General features: G+C 49.5%; 11 protein-coding genes and 1 tRNA gene. 10 read left to right on the plus strand and 2 right to left on the minus strand.

Annotation, left to right across the window (positions count from 1 at the left end; translation table 11 throughout):
* Position 1 precedes the first annotated feature (1 nt).
* From ACZ5PW_RS08970 to ACZ5PW_RS09005, 8 genes are read left to right on the plus strand one after another with little or no spacing between them, the layout of a single operon-like run.
* The gene (locus ACZ5PW_RS08970; protein WP_464560037.1) at positions 2-403 is read left to right on the plus strand and encodes a hypothetical protein; all 402 of its coding nucleotides are present in this window, start codon (positions 2-4) and stop codon (positions 401-403) included.
* Between the two features lie 43 nt (positions 404-446).
* Positions 447-1,040 carry a phage connector family protein gene (locus ACZ5PW_RS08975; protein ID WP_464560039.1) on the plus strand — a complete coding sequence of 198 codons (594 nt, stop codon included), beginning with the start codon at positions 447-449 and terminating at the stop codon, positions 1,038-1,040.
* A 2-nt stretch (positions 1,041-1,042) separates the two neighbouring features.
* Entirely contained in the window at positions 1,043-3,223 is a 2,181-nt protein-coding gene (locus ACZ5PW_RS08980; protein WP_464560041.1) for a carbohydrate binding domain-containing protein, read from the plus strand.
* Positions 3,223-3,759, plus strand: coding sequence for a virion core protein, T7 gp14 family (locus tag ACZ5PW_RS08985; protein ID WP_464560043.1), 537 nt, complete (start codon positions 3,223-3,225; stop codon positions 3,757-3,759). Before ACZ5PW_RS08980 ends, ACZ5PW_RS08985 begins: the two co-directional genes overlap by 1 nt.
* Before the next feature lie 3 nt (positions 3,760-3,762).
* Positions 3,763-5,568 (plus strand): hypothetical protein, encoded by a 1,806-nt coding sequence (locus tag ACZ5PW_RS08990; RefSeq protein WP_464560045.1) that lies wholly within the window; start codon positions 3,763-3,765, stop codon positions 5,566-5,568.
* On the plus strand, positions 5,568-11,957 hold the full coding sequence (locus ACZ5PW_RS08995; RefSeq protein ID WP_464560047.1) for a hypothetical protein: 6,390 nt from the start codon (positions 5,568-5,570) through the stop codon (positions 11,955-11,957). Before ACZ5PW_RS08990 ends, ACZ5PW_RS08995 begins: the two co-directional genes overlap by 1 nt.
* On the plus strand, positions 11,958-14,621 hold the full coding sequence (locus ACZ5PW_RS09000; protein ID WP_464560049.1) for a hypothetical protein: 2,664 nt from the start codon (positions 11,958-11,960) through the stop codon (positions 14,619-14,621).
* Positions 14,618-14,842 carry a hypothetical protein gene (locus ACZ5PW_RS09005; RefSeq protein ID WP_464560051.1) on the plus strand — a complete coding sequence of 75 codons (225 nt, stop codon included), beginning with the start codon at positions 14,618-14,620 and terminating at the stop codon, positions 14,840-14,842. Before ACZ5PW_RS09000 ends, ACZ5PW_RS09005 begins: the two co-directional genes overlap by 4 nt.
* 19 nt (positions 14,843-14,861) lie before the next feature.
* Here ACZ5PW_RS09005 and ACZ5PW_RS09010 read toward each other — a convergent pair whose 3' ends face one another.
* A complete protein-coding gene (locus tag ACZ5PW_RS09010; RefSeq protein WP_464560053.1) occupies positions 14,862-15,080 on the minus strand; it encodes a hypothetical protein in 219 nt (72 codons plus the stop codon).
* Between the two features lie 146 nt (positions 15,081-15,226).
* On the opposite strand from ACZ5PW_RS09010, the gene ACZ5PW_RS09015 reads away from it, so the two are divergent.
* Positions 15,227-15,811: a helix-turn-helix domain-containing protein gene (locus tag ACZ5PW_RS09015; protein WP_464560055.1), complete on the plus strand. Its 585-nt coding sequence runs from the start codon at positions 15,227-15,229 to the stop codon at positions 15,809-15,811.
* Positions 15,812-15,907: 96 nt separating this feature from the next.
* Here ACZ5PW_RS09015 and ACZ5PW_RS09020 read toward each other — a convergent pair.
* A tRNA-Pro gene (locus ACZ5PW_RS09020) sits at positions 15,908-15,984 on the minus strand.
* 367 nt (positions 15,985-16,351) lie between these two features.
* On the opposite strand from ACZ5PW_RS09020, the gene ACZ5PW_RS09025 reads away from it, so the two are divergent.
* On the plus strand, positions 16,352-17,404 hold the full coding sequence (locus tag ACZ5PW_RS09025; protein WP_464560057.1) for a protein-glutamate methylesterase/protein-glutamine glutaminase: 1,053 nt from the start codon (positions 16,352-16,354) through the stop codon (positions 17,402-17,404).
* Positions 17,405-17,436: the final 32 nt, after the last annotated feature.

Below are 17,436 nucleotides of genomic sequence, written 5' to 3' on the forward strand. Positions count from 1 at the left end.
CATGAGTGAAGCAGTATATTCAACTGTCTGCCGGAGAGACTGCACGGCCATTCTTCAGGAGGGGAGTCCTCCCCGGCATTTGAAGAAGGGCGAAAGGGCAACATTCAACGGGGTCAAACCTGATAAAGACCTCTTTGAAATTATCTACGCGGATAATACCGGCTCTGAGGATGAAGCGGAGCAACGTGAAGAACTTATGTCCGAATTGAAAGAACTGGGTGGGAATATAGCACACAACGCCAGGCTTGAAACCATCATGGAACGTATTGGTGAGATTCTTGCCGACAAGCTTCTTGCTGAGTTCGGCGTGGACGCTTCTGATATGGACCTTGAGGAAAAGCGCAAGGCTTATCAGCACCAGAAAGCTATTGCAGATGCAACCCCGCTCAAAACAGAACAGTAAGCATACGGGGGCGGCTTTCCGCCCCTTTTTGTGAGGAAACGTCATGGCCGTATCAGACGTAGATATCTGTAACATTGCCCTTGGACTTATCGACCCCAAACTCTCCATATCCGCCCTGAGTGACAATTCAAGAGAGGCTATTCACTGCAACCGTCATTACGGACCGGTGCGGGATGCTCTCTTGAGGCAGCACCCATGGAACTTTGCACAGAAAAGGGCCTCAATAGGTAAACTCGCGGAGGCTCCCGCTTTCGGATTTGCCAATCAGTACCAGTTGCCGGCGGACTGTCTCCATGTGCGGGAATTATTCAGCGGTGATGATTTTATGATTGAATCAGGTCTTTTGCTGACCAACGCCGAACCTGCACAGATAATTTACACTCGTACCGTCACTGACGAGGCGGATTTTGATCCCTTGTTTGTTGATGCTTTCGCCACCAAACTTGCCGCTAAAATCGTGCAACCCATCACGGGAAGCACTGAAAAGGTTCAGTCCCTGAATACTCTTTTCATTAACGCCCTGCAGGATGCACAGCTTGCTGATTCTGCGGAAGGTCAGGCAGACCCTGTTGTCAATGACCCGTGGCTTGAGGCCCGTGGCATATACGGTACATCTACTCCTTTCGAGAGGTCCTGATTATGGGGATGAAGGCTTACGCAATACAGACCGCTTTCAATGCCGGGATTCTCAGCCCACATGTCTACCTTGGGCGTGTGGATTTGCAGAAGTACGGCAGTGGCGTTGAGGATATGCTCAACATGATTGTTCATTCTCAAGGGCCAGCTTCCCGCCGGAGCGGAACCCGCTTTGTGCATGAAGCAAAATATCCGGATCGTGAAGTCCGTTTGATCCCTTTTCGGTTCAACACTGAACAGGCCTATGTGCTTGAATTCGGGCATAATTACATGCGTGTCCTTAAGGACGGCGGAATTGTTGTCACTCCCGGTCCTGAACTTATCACCAACGGCGGCTTTGATGCTGACACAGCGAATTGGACAGCTCTTAACTCCGCCCTGCTGAGCTCTGTTGCCGGAGGAAAGTCCGGTAACGGTCTGGAACTCAAAGAGGGCGGAGCGGACGAGCCGGGATTCTCTCAGTCTGTTGCTGTTGACGAGGGGACGAGTTACGCGCTTGAACTCGCGGTCAAGAAAGGCACGGTGAATGAATTCAAGGTTCAGCTGTGGGATGAAACCAATGACGCGGCAATATTTACAACCGCATGGATAACCGAAGACGGTGAAGACTTCGCAGTCTATGAACAGCCGTTTGTCGCTCCAGCCGGGTGTGCTTCAGTTTCTGTGCGCATATACTCCCGGGCTGCGTCCGGTTCGGGATATGCCCTTTATTTTGATGCTGTTTCAGTAGTTGAAACTGACGTTATCTACGAGATCGAAACCCCTTACACAGAAGATGAAGTCCATGACCTGCGCTTCACTCAGTCTGCTGATGTAATGTACATAGTGCATAAAGCATATAATCCGCAGAAACTGACCCGCACGGGGCACGCATCCTGGACACTGGAAACTGTTACCTTTACTTCCAAGCCCTCTGATTGGAACGATACTAAAGGATATCCTACAGTTGTCGCCTTCCACGAAGAAAAGCTCTGCTTTGCGGCCACTCCTGCCCGCCCTCAAACCATTTGGATGAGCAAGTCCAGTGATTATGAAAATTTCGGTGTGTCTTCGCCTCTGGTTGATGATGATGCCGTTACCCACACTCTTTCCGCAGATCAGGTGAATGAAATCCGCTGGATTAAGTCTGCCAGAAGGCTGCTGATAGGAACAGCAGGCGGGGAATGGTGGATTAACGGAGGAAGCGATAAGGAACCCATCACCCCCATAAACCGCATGGCCCGCCGAGAAACGGCTTGGGGTTCGCATAGCGTTGAAGCCTGTTCCATTGGTGACATGACTCTTTTTGTCCAGCGTGATGGATACACCATCCGGGAGCAGGGGTATGCTCTCGACAAGGACGGTTATGCAGCTCCTGATATCTCCGTGCTGGCCCGTAATCTGTTTGAAGGCAGACAAGTCAGAAACTGGGCTTACCAGCAAAGTCCTGATTCCATCGTGTGGATGTGCATGTCTGAAGGCTCTCTTGTGGGGCTGACCTATTTTCGTGAACATGAGGTTGTGGGGTTCCATCGTCACGATCTGGGCGGCAGTGGCAAAGTTGAATCCCTCTGTTCAATTCCGGGTTCATCCCTTGATGAACTTTGGATGGTGGTCAGAAGAGAAATCAATGGCAATACCGTCCGTTATATTGAAAGGCTTGATCCTGCTTTTACCGGAAGTGATGCCAAATCCGCATTTTTTGTGGATTCCGGTTTGTCTTACGAGGGAGAGCCCACGGCTACTCTGACCGGACTTGACCACCTGGAAGGACAGACCGTGCAGGTTCTGGCTGATGGTTCCACTCACGATAGTCTGACAGTTACAAATGGTGGTGTTACTCTCAATACTCCTGCCTCGGTGGTTCATGTGGGCCTTGGTTATGTTTCAGATTTGAAGACATTGCCCATTGATATTCCCACTCCCATCGGCACAGCGCAGGGGCGTACAAAGCGTGTTTCTGAAATCTCCGTCCGTCTTCACCGTTCCCTTGGACTCAAAGTCGGGGAGAACGAAGGGGATCTCCAGGACGAAAATTTTACCACAACGTCCACTGTTGCCGGACAACCTCCGGACCTTTTCAGCGGAAACTGGGAAGTTAAAATGGTGGGGGCTTACGGTCCTGACGGGCAGTTCCTGCTGAGACAGGCCTATCCCCTGCCGCTGACCGTTGCGGCAATCATTTCCAAGGTGGAGGTGTCTTAATGACGGGACTTGAAGCGGGAACCATGTTCGCTATCGGTATGGGCATGTCCACCATCGGTACGGGTGTGGCCGTTTACGGTCAGATGGAAGCCGGGGCGGCGGAGGCCAATCGCGCAGCTTATGAAGCTGAAATGATGGAACGTAACGCGCAGATTCAGGAATCCGAAGCAGCGTACATCGAGGACCGCACAGATTATGACATAGCCCTGCACAAAAGACAGACAGCGCGGCAGCTGGGGAAACAGCGTTCCCTGCTGTCCGCTTCCGGCGTGAGACTTGATGAGGGGTCCGGGTTGGATCTGCTCAAGGACACGGCATATACCGCAAGCCTTGACGAGCAGGTTATCCGCCACGGCGGAGATCTTGACGCATGGCGGGCCAGAACCGGGGCATCCAATACGCGCAATCAGGCCAGCCTGACCAAGTGGGGCGGAGAAGTGGCCGAGAGTTCGGCGGGGACATCCGCTTTTGGTTCCGGTTTAATGGGCACGTCTTCCATGGCAATGAGTACAGCATCCTTTTTTAAAGAGAAATAGCCTATGAAAATTCAGGTAAGACAAGAACAGCAGGCAATGCAGCGCAGCCAGGGCGCTCCTTTGGCCGTGACTCAAATGCCGGATTTCTCCGCCATAGGCAGAGGAATGGCCCGTCAGGGAGAGCGTATGCTTTCCATGGGTGATCAAATGATGGCCCGGGCAACAAAGATGCAGCATGAGCACAACCAGACTGTCGCTCTGGATGCTAAAAACAAACTGGTCGAGTTTGAGCGGGATTTTCAATTCAAGGTAGCTGACGGGTACAAGGGCAAAAACGCTGTGGGGCTTCAGGATGTGGGCAGCGAATTTTATGACAAACAGTTCGCTGACCTGAGTGCCGATCTGGAGAATGACAGCCAGCGGGAAATGTTCAAGCTGCACTACGATTCTGTGAGGGCTTCGGGGCTTTCATTCCTTGCAAATCATGAGCTCAAGGAACGGCAGGCATTCAAGCAGAGTGCCCTTAAGGGCGATTTTGCGCTTATCCAGAAAAAGTTGACTGTTCCCATGAAGGAAGAAGTATCCGAACAGCTTATTCTGGATCACCTCAATAATATTGACGACATTTATCTCGGAACCGACAACACAGCCGCAAAGCTGCAGGCTGAAAAGGACATGCGCGTTACCATAGTTAACGGGCTTACCGTGCATGACCCGGATGCGGCAGCAGCCTACGTTGAAAAGCATCAGGCCGCATTAGGTGATGCCGTTTTGCCTCTCATGAAAAGTATCAAGGGAGAGCGAACCAAGGTTGAGGCCATGTCCGCTGCTGACCGTATCTGGTCTGAAGGCGGCACGGAAAAGGAAATGCTTGCCAAGGCCCGCAATATCTCCGCACCGGATGAGCGGGATGGAACTGTTGAAAGAATCAAGACCCGACACGCTGAAAAGCGCCGTTTCAAAAAAGAGCACAAAGAGGACACTGCCGAGAACGTAAAGGAAGTTGCCCAGACTAAGAGTGATAAAATTTATGATTCACCGGGTGATGAAGCAGCACACCTTGACTCTGCCCGTAAGATTGAAGATGCGGAAGTGCGCGAACAGGTGGTTAACCTTATCAAGACCCGACACGCAGAAAAACGCCGTTTCAAAAAAGAGCGTGAGGACGAACGGATTGAAAAAGTTTGGGATACCTTCGACAAGGCCACACCGGAAGAAAAGGAAGCCATGATTGCTTCTGAGCCTGATAGCAAAACCCGAGCCTCAATGCGCAAAGTCCTTGACTCTCTGAATGACCGCAAGGCCATTGTTACGGACATTGAAAAATGGGCAGAGCTGAACAACAGGCTTGAGCAGGGAAAAATAGAGAGTGTAGCGGACATCCTCGCTTATAAAGGCTCTGTTTCCACCTCAGACCTTCAAAGGTCCATTAATCTGTGGAAGACAGCAAAGGCAGATCCGAAACTGACCGGACACCTCGGACTTATCAAAGAAAATTTTGCCGCTTATTCAGGGCGCAAGTATGACCCCGGCAAGCCTGAACGGGTACGCGAGTTCACCGAGTTCAGAGATTTCGTGCTCGATTACATGCAGGATCATGGACAAACCCTTCAGTCATTGGATGAAGCTACCAAAACCTATTACGCTCCGGGGCGTGTCTCCGGTGGTGGCTTCTTGGGTATGGACAAGGAAATGAATTATCATGAGGCAGTTCAGAGTGGACGGGTTAATGAGTGGACCCCGGACAGGGTCCCGGAGACAATCCGCAAGCAGATTATTCGGGAAGCCGCTAAGAACGGTCACAAGAACCTGACCGAAGACCAGATTATGAAAGTTTATGTAGCCAACAAAGAAAAAGAGGGTTGGTAATGATTGATTTCACCGTGCTTGATTCTCCCGCAGACGGTCAGGATAAAATTGAATCTACACTGGACTTCTCCGTACTGGAGGAGGAAGAACGCGCCGCCAGAATGCAGGCTGCAGCCACCAAAACTGCCGGGATAAATCCCGAGGAAGCAGCCCGTATTCACAAGCTTTCCGAGCAATCCCGGTATCCTTATGCCCGTGTAGAAATAGACCCTGCAGCCGTACAAAAGGAACTTGACGTAAGGGCAGTAAATTACCCGCGTATTGCCAAAGAATCCCCGGCAACAGCTGAGTTTCTGGGGAAGCCAGAACATAAGGCTGTGACTACCGGGGAAGATATCGACCAACTTGAAGGGCTGGAATATCTCTGGCGTGTCCTGAAGCGTGGTCCTGAAGCAGCAGCCGAACAGCGTACACGGGCGGAGCTTGGCTACAAACTCCTTCAAGGAGAAGATATTGAAGCGGAAGCGAAACTCTCCGCAATTCCGCAGGTAAAGGATTCTGAAAACTGGCTTGCAGAAGCTTATGTCTCCGCTTTCCAGTTTGGTGAACAAATGGTTCATCCCGCCTTGGAGCACCGCAATGAAATTGGCGCCGGTGCTTTGGGTATGGGCGGAATGGCAGCTCTGGTTTCAGGCCCTCCTATGGGGCAAAGAACTATAACCGTTCCATCAGCTGCGATTGCCGGGGCTTCCATGGTCTACACTCGGCGCATGACTGAGGAAATGTATAGGATGGAAGCCGGGTCCGCTTATCTTGAATTCAGAGATATGGAGACTCTGGACGGTCGCAAGGTTGATCCTGAGATTGCCCGCACAGCCGCTCAGATTTACGGTACTGTTTCTTCCGGCATTGAAATGGTCGGCCTTGGTGCGTTCTCCTCTATTCTCAAAAAGAGTGGAGGTAAAGAGGCTATCAAGTCCCTTATTAAAAGGGGATTGAAAGATCCTTCAACGGTTAGGGCTGTAGGTGTTATACTTGCCAAGCATAACCTTGCCGCATTGTCCGAGGCATCCACCGAAGCTTTACAGGAGCTGACACAGGCTTTCATTGGTCAGCAGGCAAAGAAAGCGGACGGCGGGCATTTTGCCCGGGAAGATTGGGGGCAGCATATAAACAGCGCGGTAGAAGCCGGGAGACATGCCTATCTTGGTTCTATGCTACTTACTTCTCCTAAGCTCGGAGTGCAATCATACGTAATAGGCAGGCAGACCCGCAAAGCCGAAGTCATGCAGAAATATGCGGATGAAGTGGCAAAGAATGCGCAGGCCTCCAAACTCCGAGAACGTTCTCCTGATCTTTTCGAAAAGCACTCCAAGGCAGCACAGGAGGAACACGGCGGATTTAAGAACGCTTTACTTTCCCCTGATGCGGTCGCAACTTACTACCAGGAACGTGACCCGGATTTACTGACTGACCTTGGGCTTGACGAGCAGGAACTGCAAGACCATGTGCGCACCCAGACTCCGATTGAAATACCCATGGAGAAGGCAACAACCTATGTCCTGGGTAATAAGGACCGTTACGCAGAGCTTAGAAATGATATCAAATTTTCAGCCTACGAAGCCACTGTAAACGAAGCGGCTGAACAGGCTCCGCTTGCAGAAGCTGACCTTAAACAGTTTGATGAGGAACAGCAGATAAAGGCGCAAGCCCATAAGGAAGCTATGTCCCGGGTTGGGATTATGGCTGATGGGATTCAAAAGGAGTTGGGGGTTCCTCGTCACGAGGCAGAAGCTTATGCCCTGCTTATTGAGCAACGGGCACAGGCTTCCGCAGAACGGGACGGAACCCGCATAGATGATTTTTACGCCCGCAACCGGATTAAGTTTGAGGCAGCACTGCAGGTGGAAGACGGAGGCTTCATGCAGACCGTGGAAAACCTCGCCGGGGATGCCGGAGGGCTGATTGAGTCTGCTATATCTGAATTACAGGCCGGAGCGGTCAACAGCTTGCCCGTTTCCATTCTGCCGGATGTGAGCCATGCACCGGAGTCTGTGCAGCAGGAAATTGAAGCCCGTGGGGGAGGCCCCGTGCGGGGAACTGTTGACGGCGGCAATCTGTTCCTGTTTGCCGATGCCTTGCAGAGCGCAGAGCAGGCCGTGGAAACGTGGACCCATGAGCAGTTTCATCATGGATTGTACCATGTCTTTCAGGAACGTTTCGGGGAAATGGCCCAACAGGAATTTGACGGATTCCTGGATCAGGCTTTTGATGTTCTGGGTGACGATCTCGGCGGTATTGTCGAGTCATACCAACTGGACGTTAACGACCAGCGACACAGGCGTATTGCTGTTGAAGAATTCCTTGCCACTACTGTGGGCAAGCTGGGGAATGGTGAAATCCTCAGTGAAGCGGAAGCCTCTGCCCTTGAGCTCATTTATCAGTTGATTCGTGATTTCCTGCGTGAGCGTGGGATTGTGGATATGAATGATGCCGACATTCAGCGTGTTGTTGCCGAGGCAGTACGCTGGACACAGCAGGGGCAGACGACACAGGAGACTGCTTATAATCAGGAGCTTTCCAAGGAAAGCGGGCCTCTGGGGCAGATCGTTTTCAAGGACGGCCAGACTGTAATCAGAATCTTTGAGGGCGCGAATCAGTCCACTGTGCTGCATGAGCTGGGGCATTCTTTCTGGCAGGATATTCATGAAATGGTGAAGTCCGGTATTGCCGGCAAGGACACCATCAAAGACCATGCCCATTTCTTCCAGTGGATGGGCGGGCAGTCCAAACAGATTTTCAAGGAAGTGGAAAAGCGGGAACGAAATCTTAAAAAGCAATTTAACAAGACTAAAAGTGAAGCTGACGCCAAGGCCCTTGAGGAATATTCATCTCTTCGCGCTGAATTGGTCCGCAAGGGCGGACAGAAATACATTAAGAAGTTTGCCAAATTGAAAACCCTTGAAGCGGGTAACGCTGTTGATCAGGAGCTTGTTGTTCGTTTTCATGAACGGTTTGCCCGAGGCTTTGAACAATACCTCATGGAAGGACAGGCCCCGTCTGATGAATTAAGCAAAGTCTTTCGCAAGTTTCGTAAATGGCTGATTGCTATCTATCGCACCGTTGCGAACCTGAATGTTAACATGACTGACGGAACCCGCAGAGCCTTTGACCGGATGCTGGCCACTGATGCCCAGATGGAAGAGCTCAAGATTCTGAACGGGGCTGAAAACCTTTTTGAAGAAGAATATGATTTTATTACCCCTGAAGAAAAAGAGGAAGTTGACCGGCTTTACGCAGAAGCGGAAGCCGCAGCGGAAAAAAGGCTGGCCCGTAAGAACAATGCAAGAAGAAAAGAGTATGAAGTTACCGCAGAAGAGTGGCTTGCTCTTGATCAGGCCCAGAATGCGGCCAGTAAAATATCTAAAGGGTGGGAGTCGGGAACCGGAGATTTTCATAAAAGCTTTTACCGGGGGTTAAACCGGGAGTGGCTTGTCAAAGAATATGGCGAGGATATCCTTGAACAGCTGCCCGTACGTGTTCCCCCGCTGATTTCAAAGGATGGTGTTCTACCGGATATTGCAGCCGATGCCTGTGGTTATGAGGACGGATATCAGCTCATAGACGCTTTGATAGGATTACCATCCCGCAAGGAGCAGAAACAGCGATACATTGATATGCTGGAGGCTGAAGATCGGCGTTTGCAGGATGCCGACCCTCTTTACCAGAGTGAAGAAAGGGCCGAATTGCTGGACACTGAAATCAAGATTCTCGGGCGCAAGGTGGGCATTGGCAAGCGTGTTGCTCTTAAGGTGCTTAAAGAGAAGGTGCGAGAACATGTGGATTCCCTCCCTGTGCATCAGGCAACCCGTTATGACCTGACTATGAACTCTGTTCGTAAATTTTCCCGGATCGCTCACAGGGAACTGAAAGCCGGAAATCTGGAAGCCGCGTACGAAGCCCGTAAGAAGCAGCAGTTTGCAGAACTTGAAGTTCAGGAGCGCATCAAGGCCCGTAAGCGTGTAGGCTCAATCCGTGGGCGCATCAAGCGTGTTGCCAAACAGAAAAAATTAAGTTTTCAGCACCGTGAGCATATTCTGGATATAGGCAGGCGTTACGGTCTGCTACCGCCTTCCTTTAAGCCAAAGAGACCGGAAGAACTCAAGCCTTTACACGAGCTTTTAAAAAACGAGTCCGTTGTTATTGAGCAATGTCCTGTTTTTGCCTCATGGCTCCAGAACTATAAGAAAACCGGAGATTACCGCAAAACACTGACGCTTGGTGAACTTCAGGAAGTCGAGAACATGGTTAACTTCCTTGAAGAGCGCGGCAGTCTGGAAGTCCAGGAAATGGTAACGCAGAAGAATATCTCCGTGGCCACTGCTGCGGATTATTGTCTGCGCCAGATGGGACGCATGAAAGACAAGGCTGTTCATGCAAAAGGTTCACTTGCACGTAAAATGACCGAGATTCCCCGAAAATGGATGCCTGAATTAACCATGATGGAATTTCTTTTTCAGCAGGCAGATGGCACAAACTTCGGTCCTGAGGGAGAAATCGGCCCCAATGAAAAATATATAGTGAATGCCCTTGCCAAGGCAGACAGCGACAAAAAAGCCCTTGCCGCTAAAATCAAGACTTCCCTTGAACCTCATTTGAAGCAGCTTTTTGATACAAAGCGTAAAGGCCCGAAAAGGTTTAAACTGGAAGGCGTTCCAATGCCTAAGATCATGCATCCGCACGGTGAACACGCATGGAGCATCGAGCATGTGATCTGCATTGCATTGAACATGGGCAACAGTGGCAACCTGAACGCTGTAATGAAAGGCTACGGACTTACCCGTGAGCAGGTGGAGTTGTTGGTTGACCGTCTTTCGGCTGAGGATTGGAAGGCAATTCAAGGTGTATGGGACACCATAGATGAGCTTTTCCCTTATATTGATGATGTTCATTTGAAAATGAACAATTTTAAACTGAAGAAGGTTCAGCCGGAAGTTGTTTCCACCCGACATGGTGAGTTCAGGGGTGGCTATTATCCACTTGTTTTTGACGGTCGTTTTTCTGATCGGGCGGCAGAATGGCAGGAGGCGGATGATCTTTTGAACCGCACTGAAGCAATGTTTCAGACTCCGGCCACGAAAAGTGGATTCGTGAATGAGAGGACTGGTGGGGGGCTTCCGCCAAAGCTATCCCTTAATGTGGTCCACCAGCACATTGAAGATACTATTCATTACGCCACACACGCGCCGGCTGTCCGGGACGTTGATGCGCTTACAAGAAACCCGGAATACAAACAGATGTTTGAAGACAAGTTCGGGGTTGAAGCTTACAGACAAATTCGTCCCTGGCTTAAGCACATAGCCAGACCTGAATCCATTGCAAAGGATTTCAGTGAACGGAAGTTTGAATGGTTCCGAAAACTTTCTACCATTTTCATTCTCGGCCTGAACGCATTAGTCGCCTTGAAACAGCCTTCCTCCATCTTCGGTGCGATAAATGACGTAGGGGGCGGGAATGTGGCGCGTGGCTTTGTTGATATCATCAACGGTGGGCCCAAAGTTGTTGCGGAAATTGATGCCGTCTCTCCGTATATGGCCTCCCGCGCGCAAAGCATGGACCGGGAAATAGCGGAACAGTGCCGCAAATTCCATCCGGATTCACTCAGTGTGAGAATCGGGGGGAAGGACATCACCGGGGTTGATGTTCAGAACTCCATGTTCTTTATGATTCGGGCCATGGATGCCGCAACTGTTTATCCCATCTGGCAAGGATCGTACAAAGCCGGAATGAAAAAATTCAACGGGAACGTAGATCAGGCCGTGCAATATGCTGATTCCATAGTCCGCCGCTCCCAGCCTTCCGCTAATCCTATGGATCAGGCCCACTGGCAGCGAACAGGGGGCATGAAGCGTCTGTTCAGCATGTTTATGACCTTTACTCTTAAGTATGGCAACCGCCAGCGTACTTACTTTAAAGCATGGAGACAGGGAGATATAAAAAACGGCCAGTATGCGCGGCATGTCTTTCTTGAACATATCCTCGCTCCCGTGGCAATGCAGACTCTTATCAGTCTTGTTGCAGCTGGAGATTTGCCGGAAGGTGAAGATTATCTTTACGGAATGCTCGGTTATTGGCTTTGTGGTTTGCCTGTTGTTTCCGGACTATCCGGCGCTTTGGCTTATAACCGCAGCATAACTGAATCTCCTGCTTTTGAAGGGATGGAACTGTGGGAAAGAACTATCCGGAAGGGATTGAGCCTTTACCGTGATTTTGACGAAATGGATGATTTTGAGCCTTTCCTGTGGACTCTGGCAGATACAACGTCTTTTATGACCGGAGTTCCTGCTTCCAAAGTTGTCCGGACATTTATGACCGGACTTGAACAATGGGAAGACGGCGAAACCAACAACCCGCTTAACTTCATAATCAGAAAACCCCGGAGGGATTAAATGACTGTTACGTCTTCGATTAACAAGGTTAAGTTCATAGGGGATGGGCTTAACAATAATTTTGCAACTGATTTTCCTTTTTTTGATTCGTCTTCCCTGCGTGTTGTTTTGGTTGAAAATGAAGTGGAGACTAATCTTGATGAGGGAATACACTACACTGTCACTGGTGGCGGAGGTGCGGAAGGTACGGTTGTTTATCCTAAGTCGGGAGACCCTTTAGCCCCTACCCAGCAGCTCGTGATTGTGCGTGAAGAACCATTTGAACAGAAGTTCCAGCAGTCGGTAAATGGAACATTGCAGGCTGAAGGGATGAATACCGCTTTTGATAAAGCGGTGATGCGAGATCAGCAATTGCAAGAGCAGGTGAACAGAGCAATCAAATATGATATTTCAACCCCGGAGGAAGAACAGCTTTCCCCTCAGGAATTGGTTGCCACTATATCATCCGCAAGGGATGCCAGTGTTTCAGCTCAGTCCAGTGCTGAAACCGCCAGAGATCAGGCCCAGTCAGCACAATCAGCGGCTGAAACAGCCAGAACCGGAGCCGAGGCAGCGCAGGTTGCAGCCGAGGCGGCAAGGGATGAGGCCGCAGGGGTTGCAATTGGAGATCTTGATTCATACCGCACTCCGCTGCCCGAGCTGTCCGGCCCGTCCGATGGCAGCGAAGGGACTACAGTTTATATTGCCCTCACTAATTATGTGGAGGGTTACAGCTATTATCCCAGTGTCAGTGCCGGAACCGTTGGCTCGGTGACAGTTATCCCCGATGGTCACCCCGGTGCGGGACTGCACGGCTTTGCGTGGCAGCTACCAACGGTTACAGTGGACACAAGTCACACCTTTTCAGTCGTGGCCGAAAAGGATGATCTGCTCAAGTCCCGGGCTGTGGCTTGTAATTTGACGGTCAAAGACGTGCCCGTGAATGGAGTCGCAGTTTCTATCGCCGATTCTGAGTGGAACAAAACCCCGGATGCCTCCGGCATAGAACCGCCTGCACATTCAAACCCGGCAGACAACGCGAATCAGGTTTTGTCTGCTGAATTGGAAATTGAGCTTGCAAGTGCTGAGCTTGAGAATCTTTTCAACGTCTCAGCCAGTGGGTTTGAGACCACTACCCCGCTTGAAGTTGGGGTAGTGGTTGTGGCGGATACCGGATCCTCATCAGTAGCCAGTGTGTCGGGCGGGGGCGCTACTACCGTGGAAACATCTCAGGCTGGGGGTAGCAATAGTTTTGGTGCTACGTTTATGAATAATAATTACCCTCTTCCTAACGGGGAAAAGATAAAGGCTCTAGGATTGAAGAGCTCCTCGGCTCAGACCGGATTTCTGTTTGTTTACAGACAGGATTCTGCAACAGAATACACATGCGTTGCCCGAGTAGTGTTGACACATTCTGGTTCCAATCTTTTTGAGTACGCCGATCTAGATACCCCATTCAATGTTCCCTCTACAGGGACTTTCTATATTGCAGGTTCTAGCTTTGATACAGCAGGTGCATACATGTACGACACGTCAGCCCTGCGGGCTAACCCCGTTGACGCTGCGGTAGGGGAGACTCTTACTTTTGCCGCAACAACAATAGCCCCTGTAACAGGGTATCAGTATGAGGGTGAATATACAGTTACAGTAAATCCGCCCTTCCCCACAGCTCCGACAAAGATATTTAAGAAGCCTGCTGGGCTTGCGCTGAAACTTGGTGCGGGAATTGTTGGCGAGTATCTGGGGCCGGAAATCCCCTTGGCTTGGGGAACTGGTTCAAACACTTCTGACCTCGTATTCGAATCCTCTGAATCCTTAGCCGAAAAGGTGGTCAAGCCGAACGGTCCGCCAGTTGGTGGAACGGGGGCGGAGTTGATCCCCTCGTTTGTTGGTGCGATCTATGACGAAGAGACACAAACATCAACTGTTGATGGGTGGTCAATGAGCCAGAATGCCGTGATCAACCAGAACTATCCTTTCTGCAAGACGAGGCAGAACGATGAAGCAACGACAGTTCCCGGCTATCTTCCTTCGTGGGCTACCGGAAGCGCAAGTGGATATGGGTTTGTCACAGCGCCTCAACCAGTTGTAATCGGGGCACTCATTCTTGGTGGCGGTATTCCCGGTGGGCTGAGTGCTTCTCCACCTGAAAACATCCTGCTTGAAGGATTCAACGGGACTTCGTGGGATGTTCTTGTAGATACTACTGAAACTAGATGGACATCTGATTGGCAGGAGTTCGAGTATCCTGTTTCGAATGCAGCAGCATACACTGAGTTTCGCCTTGCAATGGATAGAGACAAAGTGCTGCACAAGATTCAGTTCAAGGAAGCATCGAACCTGGCTTACACAGCTGACCCGAATGCACGCCATAATGACATTGAGATTGAAGGCGTCAGGCACAAAGTCTCGCAGGTAGTTGAAGACGGCAATAAAATTGCCGTAACCCTCTCCACTCCCCTTACCCAAGCTCCCACCGGAGCGGAGGTAGTCAAAATTCCAGACCGCTGCACTTTGACTCCTGCAGCCCTGTCCGCGCAAATCGTGTCCGGAAAGCTTAAAATCACGTCCGACATGATTAGCCTGGTTGACGATCCGAATATAAAAAGGCTGGTAATGGCCGTATTCGGACCTGCGGATATGAGGTTCAAATCAGCAACAATGAATATTCAGGAGAGATCATGAGCGATGTAAAGCATCTTGTTAAGCAGCAAGGCGGGATTTCATTTCACCGTGAGGTTCCGGCGAAACGGGCGTCTGATGATTTTGATTTAACGCAGATGAGTGCTCAGACACGGGAAGCTTTCAAACGGGTCTGCCGGGATGGCGGGGCCACTCCGGCAGATTATCGGCATGTGTTTGAATCGTTGCTTGGGCGAAACCTGGTGGAAAAGATATTGGAGTAAGTATAGACAGGCCCCTGTATTATTCGGGGGCCTTTTTAATCATTGTGAGTTGAGGGGAGGGTTTACTCTCGGCAACCATTTCAAATCTACTAACCCCGTCCCTTAAAATCTCCGTAAGCTTTTGAATCATGAAAGCTACCTCTGTTTGATCCTGATTTTCTAAACTTTGGCAGATAAATTCAAGTCCACCACAAGCACCCATCATGTCCTCCACATGCTGATCTAGTGTTTTGTTCATAAGACCCTCTCCATTATTCCGAATAGAATTTTTGTTAAATTTGCAATGTTAAGTTAAAATTAGGATTACATTAATATTTTGTCAATAATTTTAATGACTTCACATTTTGTGAAGTAACTTCACATGAAGTTAAGTTTTGGAGCAGGATGAGCCAGATTTATAATTCGATTTACTGTTATGTAAGAAAATCCTTATGGTATGGTCTTGTTTTGTCTTCAGACAAACGAATTATCATGTGTAATCCAGCTTTGCTGGAGGAACTTGGCAAAATATATCCGGAGAGCCTTGATGATGTTTTTGGAAATGAAACAGAAAGTGTCCAACTCTTATTGGAAAAAACTTCTGAGAGTGAACGACAAATAGCTGCCGGAGTTAATTTAGACTTCGGGGATGGACTGATGCCTGTTTATATCCAGGCTACATTTCTGGAAATTGATAATGTTAAAATTTACACATTAATGTTTCACTCGGTTTACAAGCTGTGCAGATCCATGAAGGCGCTGACACTTGCCGCAGCAGGACAGGACGGAAGGGCGATAGTAGAAAGAATGAAAAAAGCCACCGGATCTCACAATAACCGAAAGTTGGCTGAGTGGCTTGGAGTTCGTGAGTCGGCGATTTCGGCTGTTATCAACGGTCGTGAAGTTCCGTACAAGTGGCGGTGTGTTGTATGTGAAGAAGCCGGGGTAAATTACCACTGGTTGATGAGTGGATCGGGGGATATGGTTTGAATTTGTGTGGGGGAATGTGTGTCTGTCTGTATTACCAATTTGTATTACCAAAACAAAAGGGTTTACGAAGCTAACTTCGTAAACCCTTGAATTATCTGGTCGGGATGAGAGGATTTGAACCTCCGGTCTCTGCGTCCCGAACGCAGCGCTCTACCAGACTGAGCCACATCCCGTCGTGCGAACAGGGTAGTTAGCCAAAGATAGCGGTAATGGCAAGTAAAAAATGTACAAAAAAAATAATTTCCAAAACAAATCTGTTTTTTTTTAAATAGTCTTGCACAGAAACTTTCTATATTTTATAATATACTGCCCTCTGGTATACAATTTAGATGGTTTCATTCCTAATATGATTTTTCGGTGAAATTCAGGCAGTTTGTTGGACAAAAACTCTCTTATGTGAGAAGTTTTATTTACGGTTGTTGTAGAAGGGACTACTCTTCCTGATATCTGATTATATAATTTTATTTCAAATAACCTTTGTATACAAGCTGTTAGTTGTTACATTGAAGTGGATTCTGGTTGGAAAAGGAGATTGGGTTAGTGATAAATGTCGTTGTTGTAGATGATTCAGCTTTCATGCGCAAAGCCATCAGCACGATGCTGCAGAAGGACCCTGGGATCAGGGTCGTGGCAACAGCTCGTGATGGTGAAGAGGGGTTGAAAATTATCAGGAAGCACAATCCTGATGTTGTCACCCTTGATATTGAAATGCCTAAAATGGACGGACTTACCGCCCTGCGGCACATCATGATGGAAATGCCGCGGCCCGTGCTTATGGTCAGCTCGCTGACTACCGAGGGGGCTGAAGCTACTCTCAAGGCAATGGATCTCGGAGCTGTGGATTTTATACCCAAGCAGCTTTCCAAAGTCTCACTCGACATTGTAAAAATCGAAAGAGATCTGATATCTAAAGTAAAGACAGTCGCCAAGCGAAGGATGCGCCCGGTTCCTCGTATGCGTGGAACATCAGCTGCACAGCGTCGTCCAGCTGTTCCCATTAAAACTCCTGTAGGGCGTCCGAAAAGGGATGTTGTGGTAATAGGAGTTTCGACCGGCGGACCGCCAGCTGTTCAGAAGATTCTTTCTTCACTTCCCAAAGATTTTCCAGCCGGGATACTTATTGCGCAGCATATGCCCAAGGCTTTTACCGGACCTTTTGCCAATCGGCTCAACGGTGTCAGCAAGCTGAAGGTTAAAGAGGCTGAAACCGGAGACAGACTGATGCCCGGACACGCGTTCGTAGCACCCGGAGGCTCGCATCTGATCATCGACCAGAAAGTGAGCAGAATAGATCTGATTGTAACACCGGAACCCAAAGAGGCTCTGTACAAGCCTTCAGCAAACGTGCTCGTTTCATCCGTTGCGCAGTCTCTTGGCAGAAGAACCCTTGGCGTTATTCTTACCGGTATGGGAAATGATGGAAGGGACGGTATAAGAGAGCTCAAAGGTAAAGGCGGAAGAGCTATAGCCCAGAGTGACTCTTCGTGTGTTGTTTATGGAATGCCCAAAGCAATTGTTGATGACGGTCTTGCTGACGAAGTCGTGGATATCGATGATATGGCGACAGCGATTTTAAATAATCTTTACCTGTAGTAAATTCAACAGCGTGCAACCGTAAGCTGTTA

Source organism: Maridesulfovibrio salinus (genome assembly GCF_055394525.1).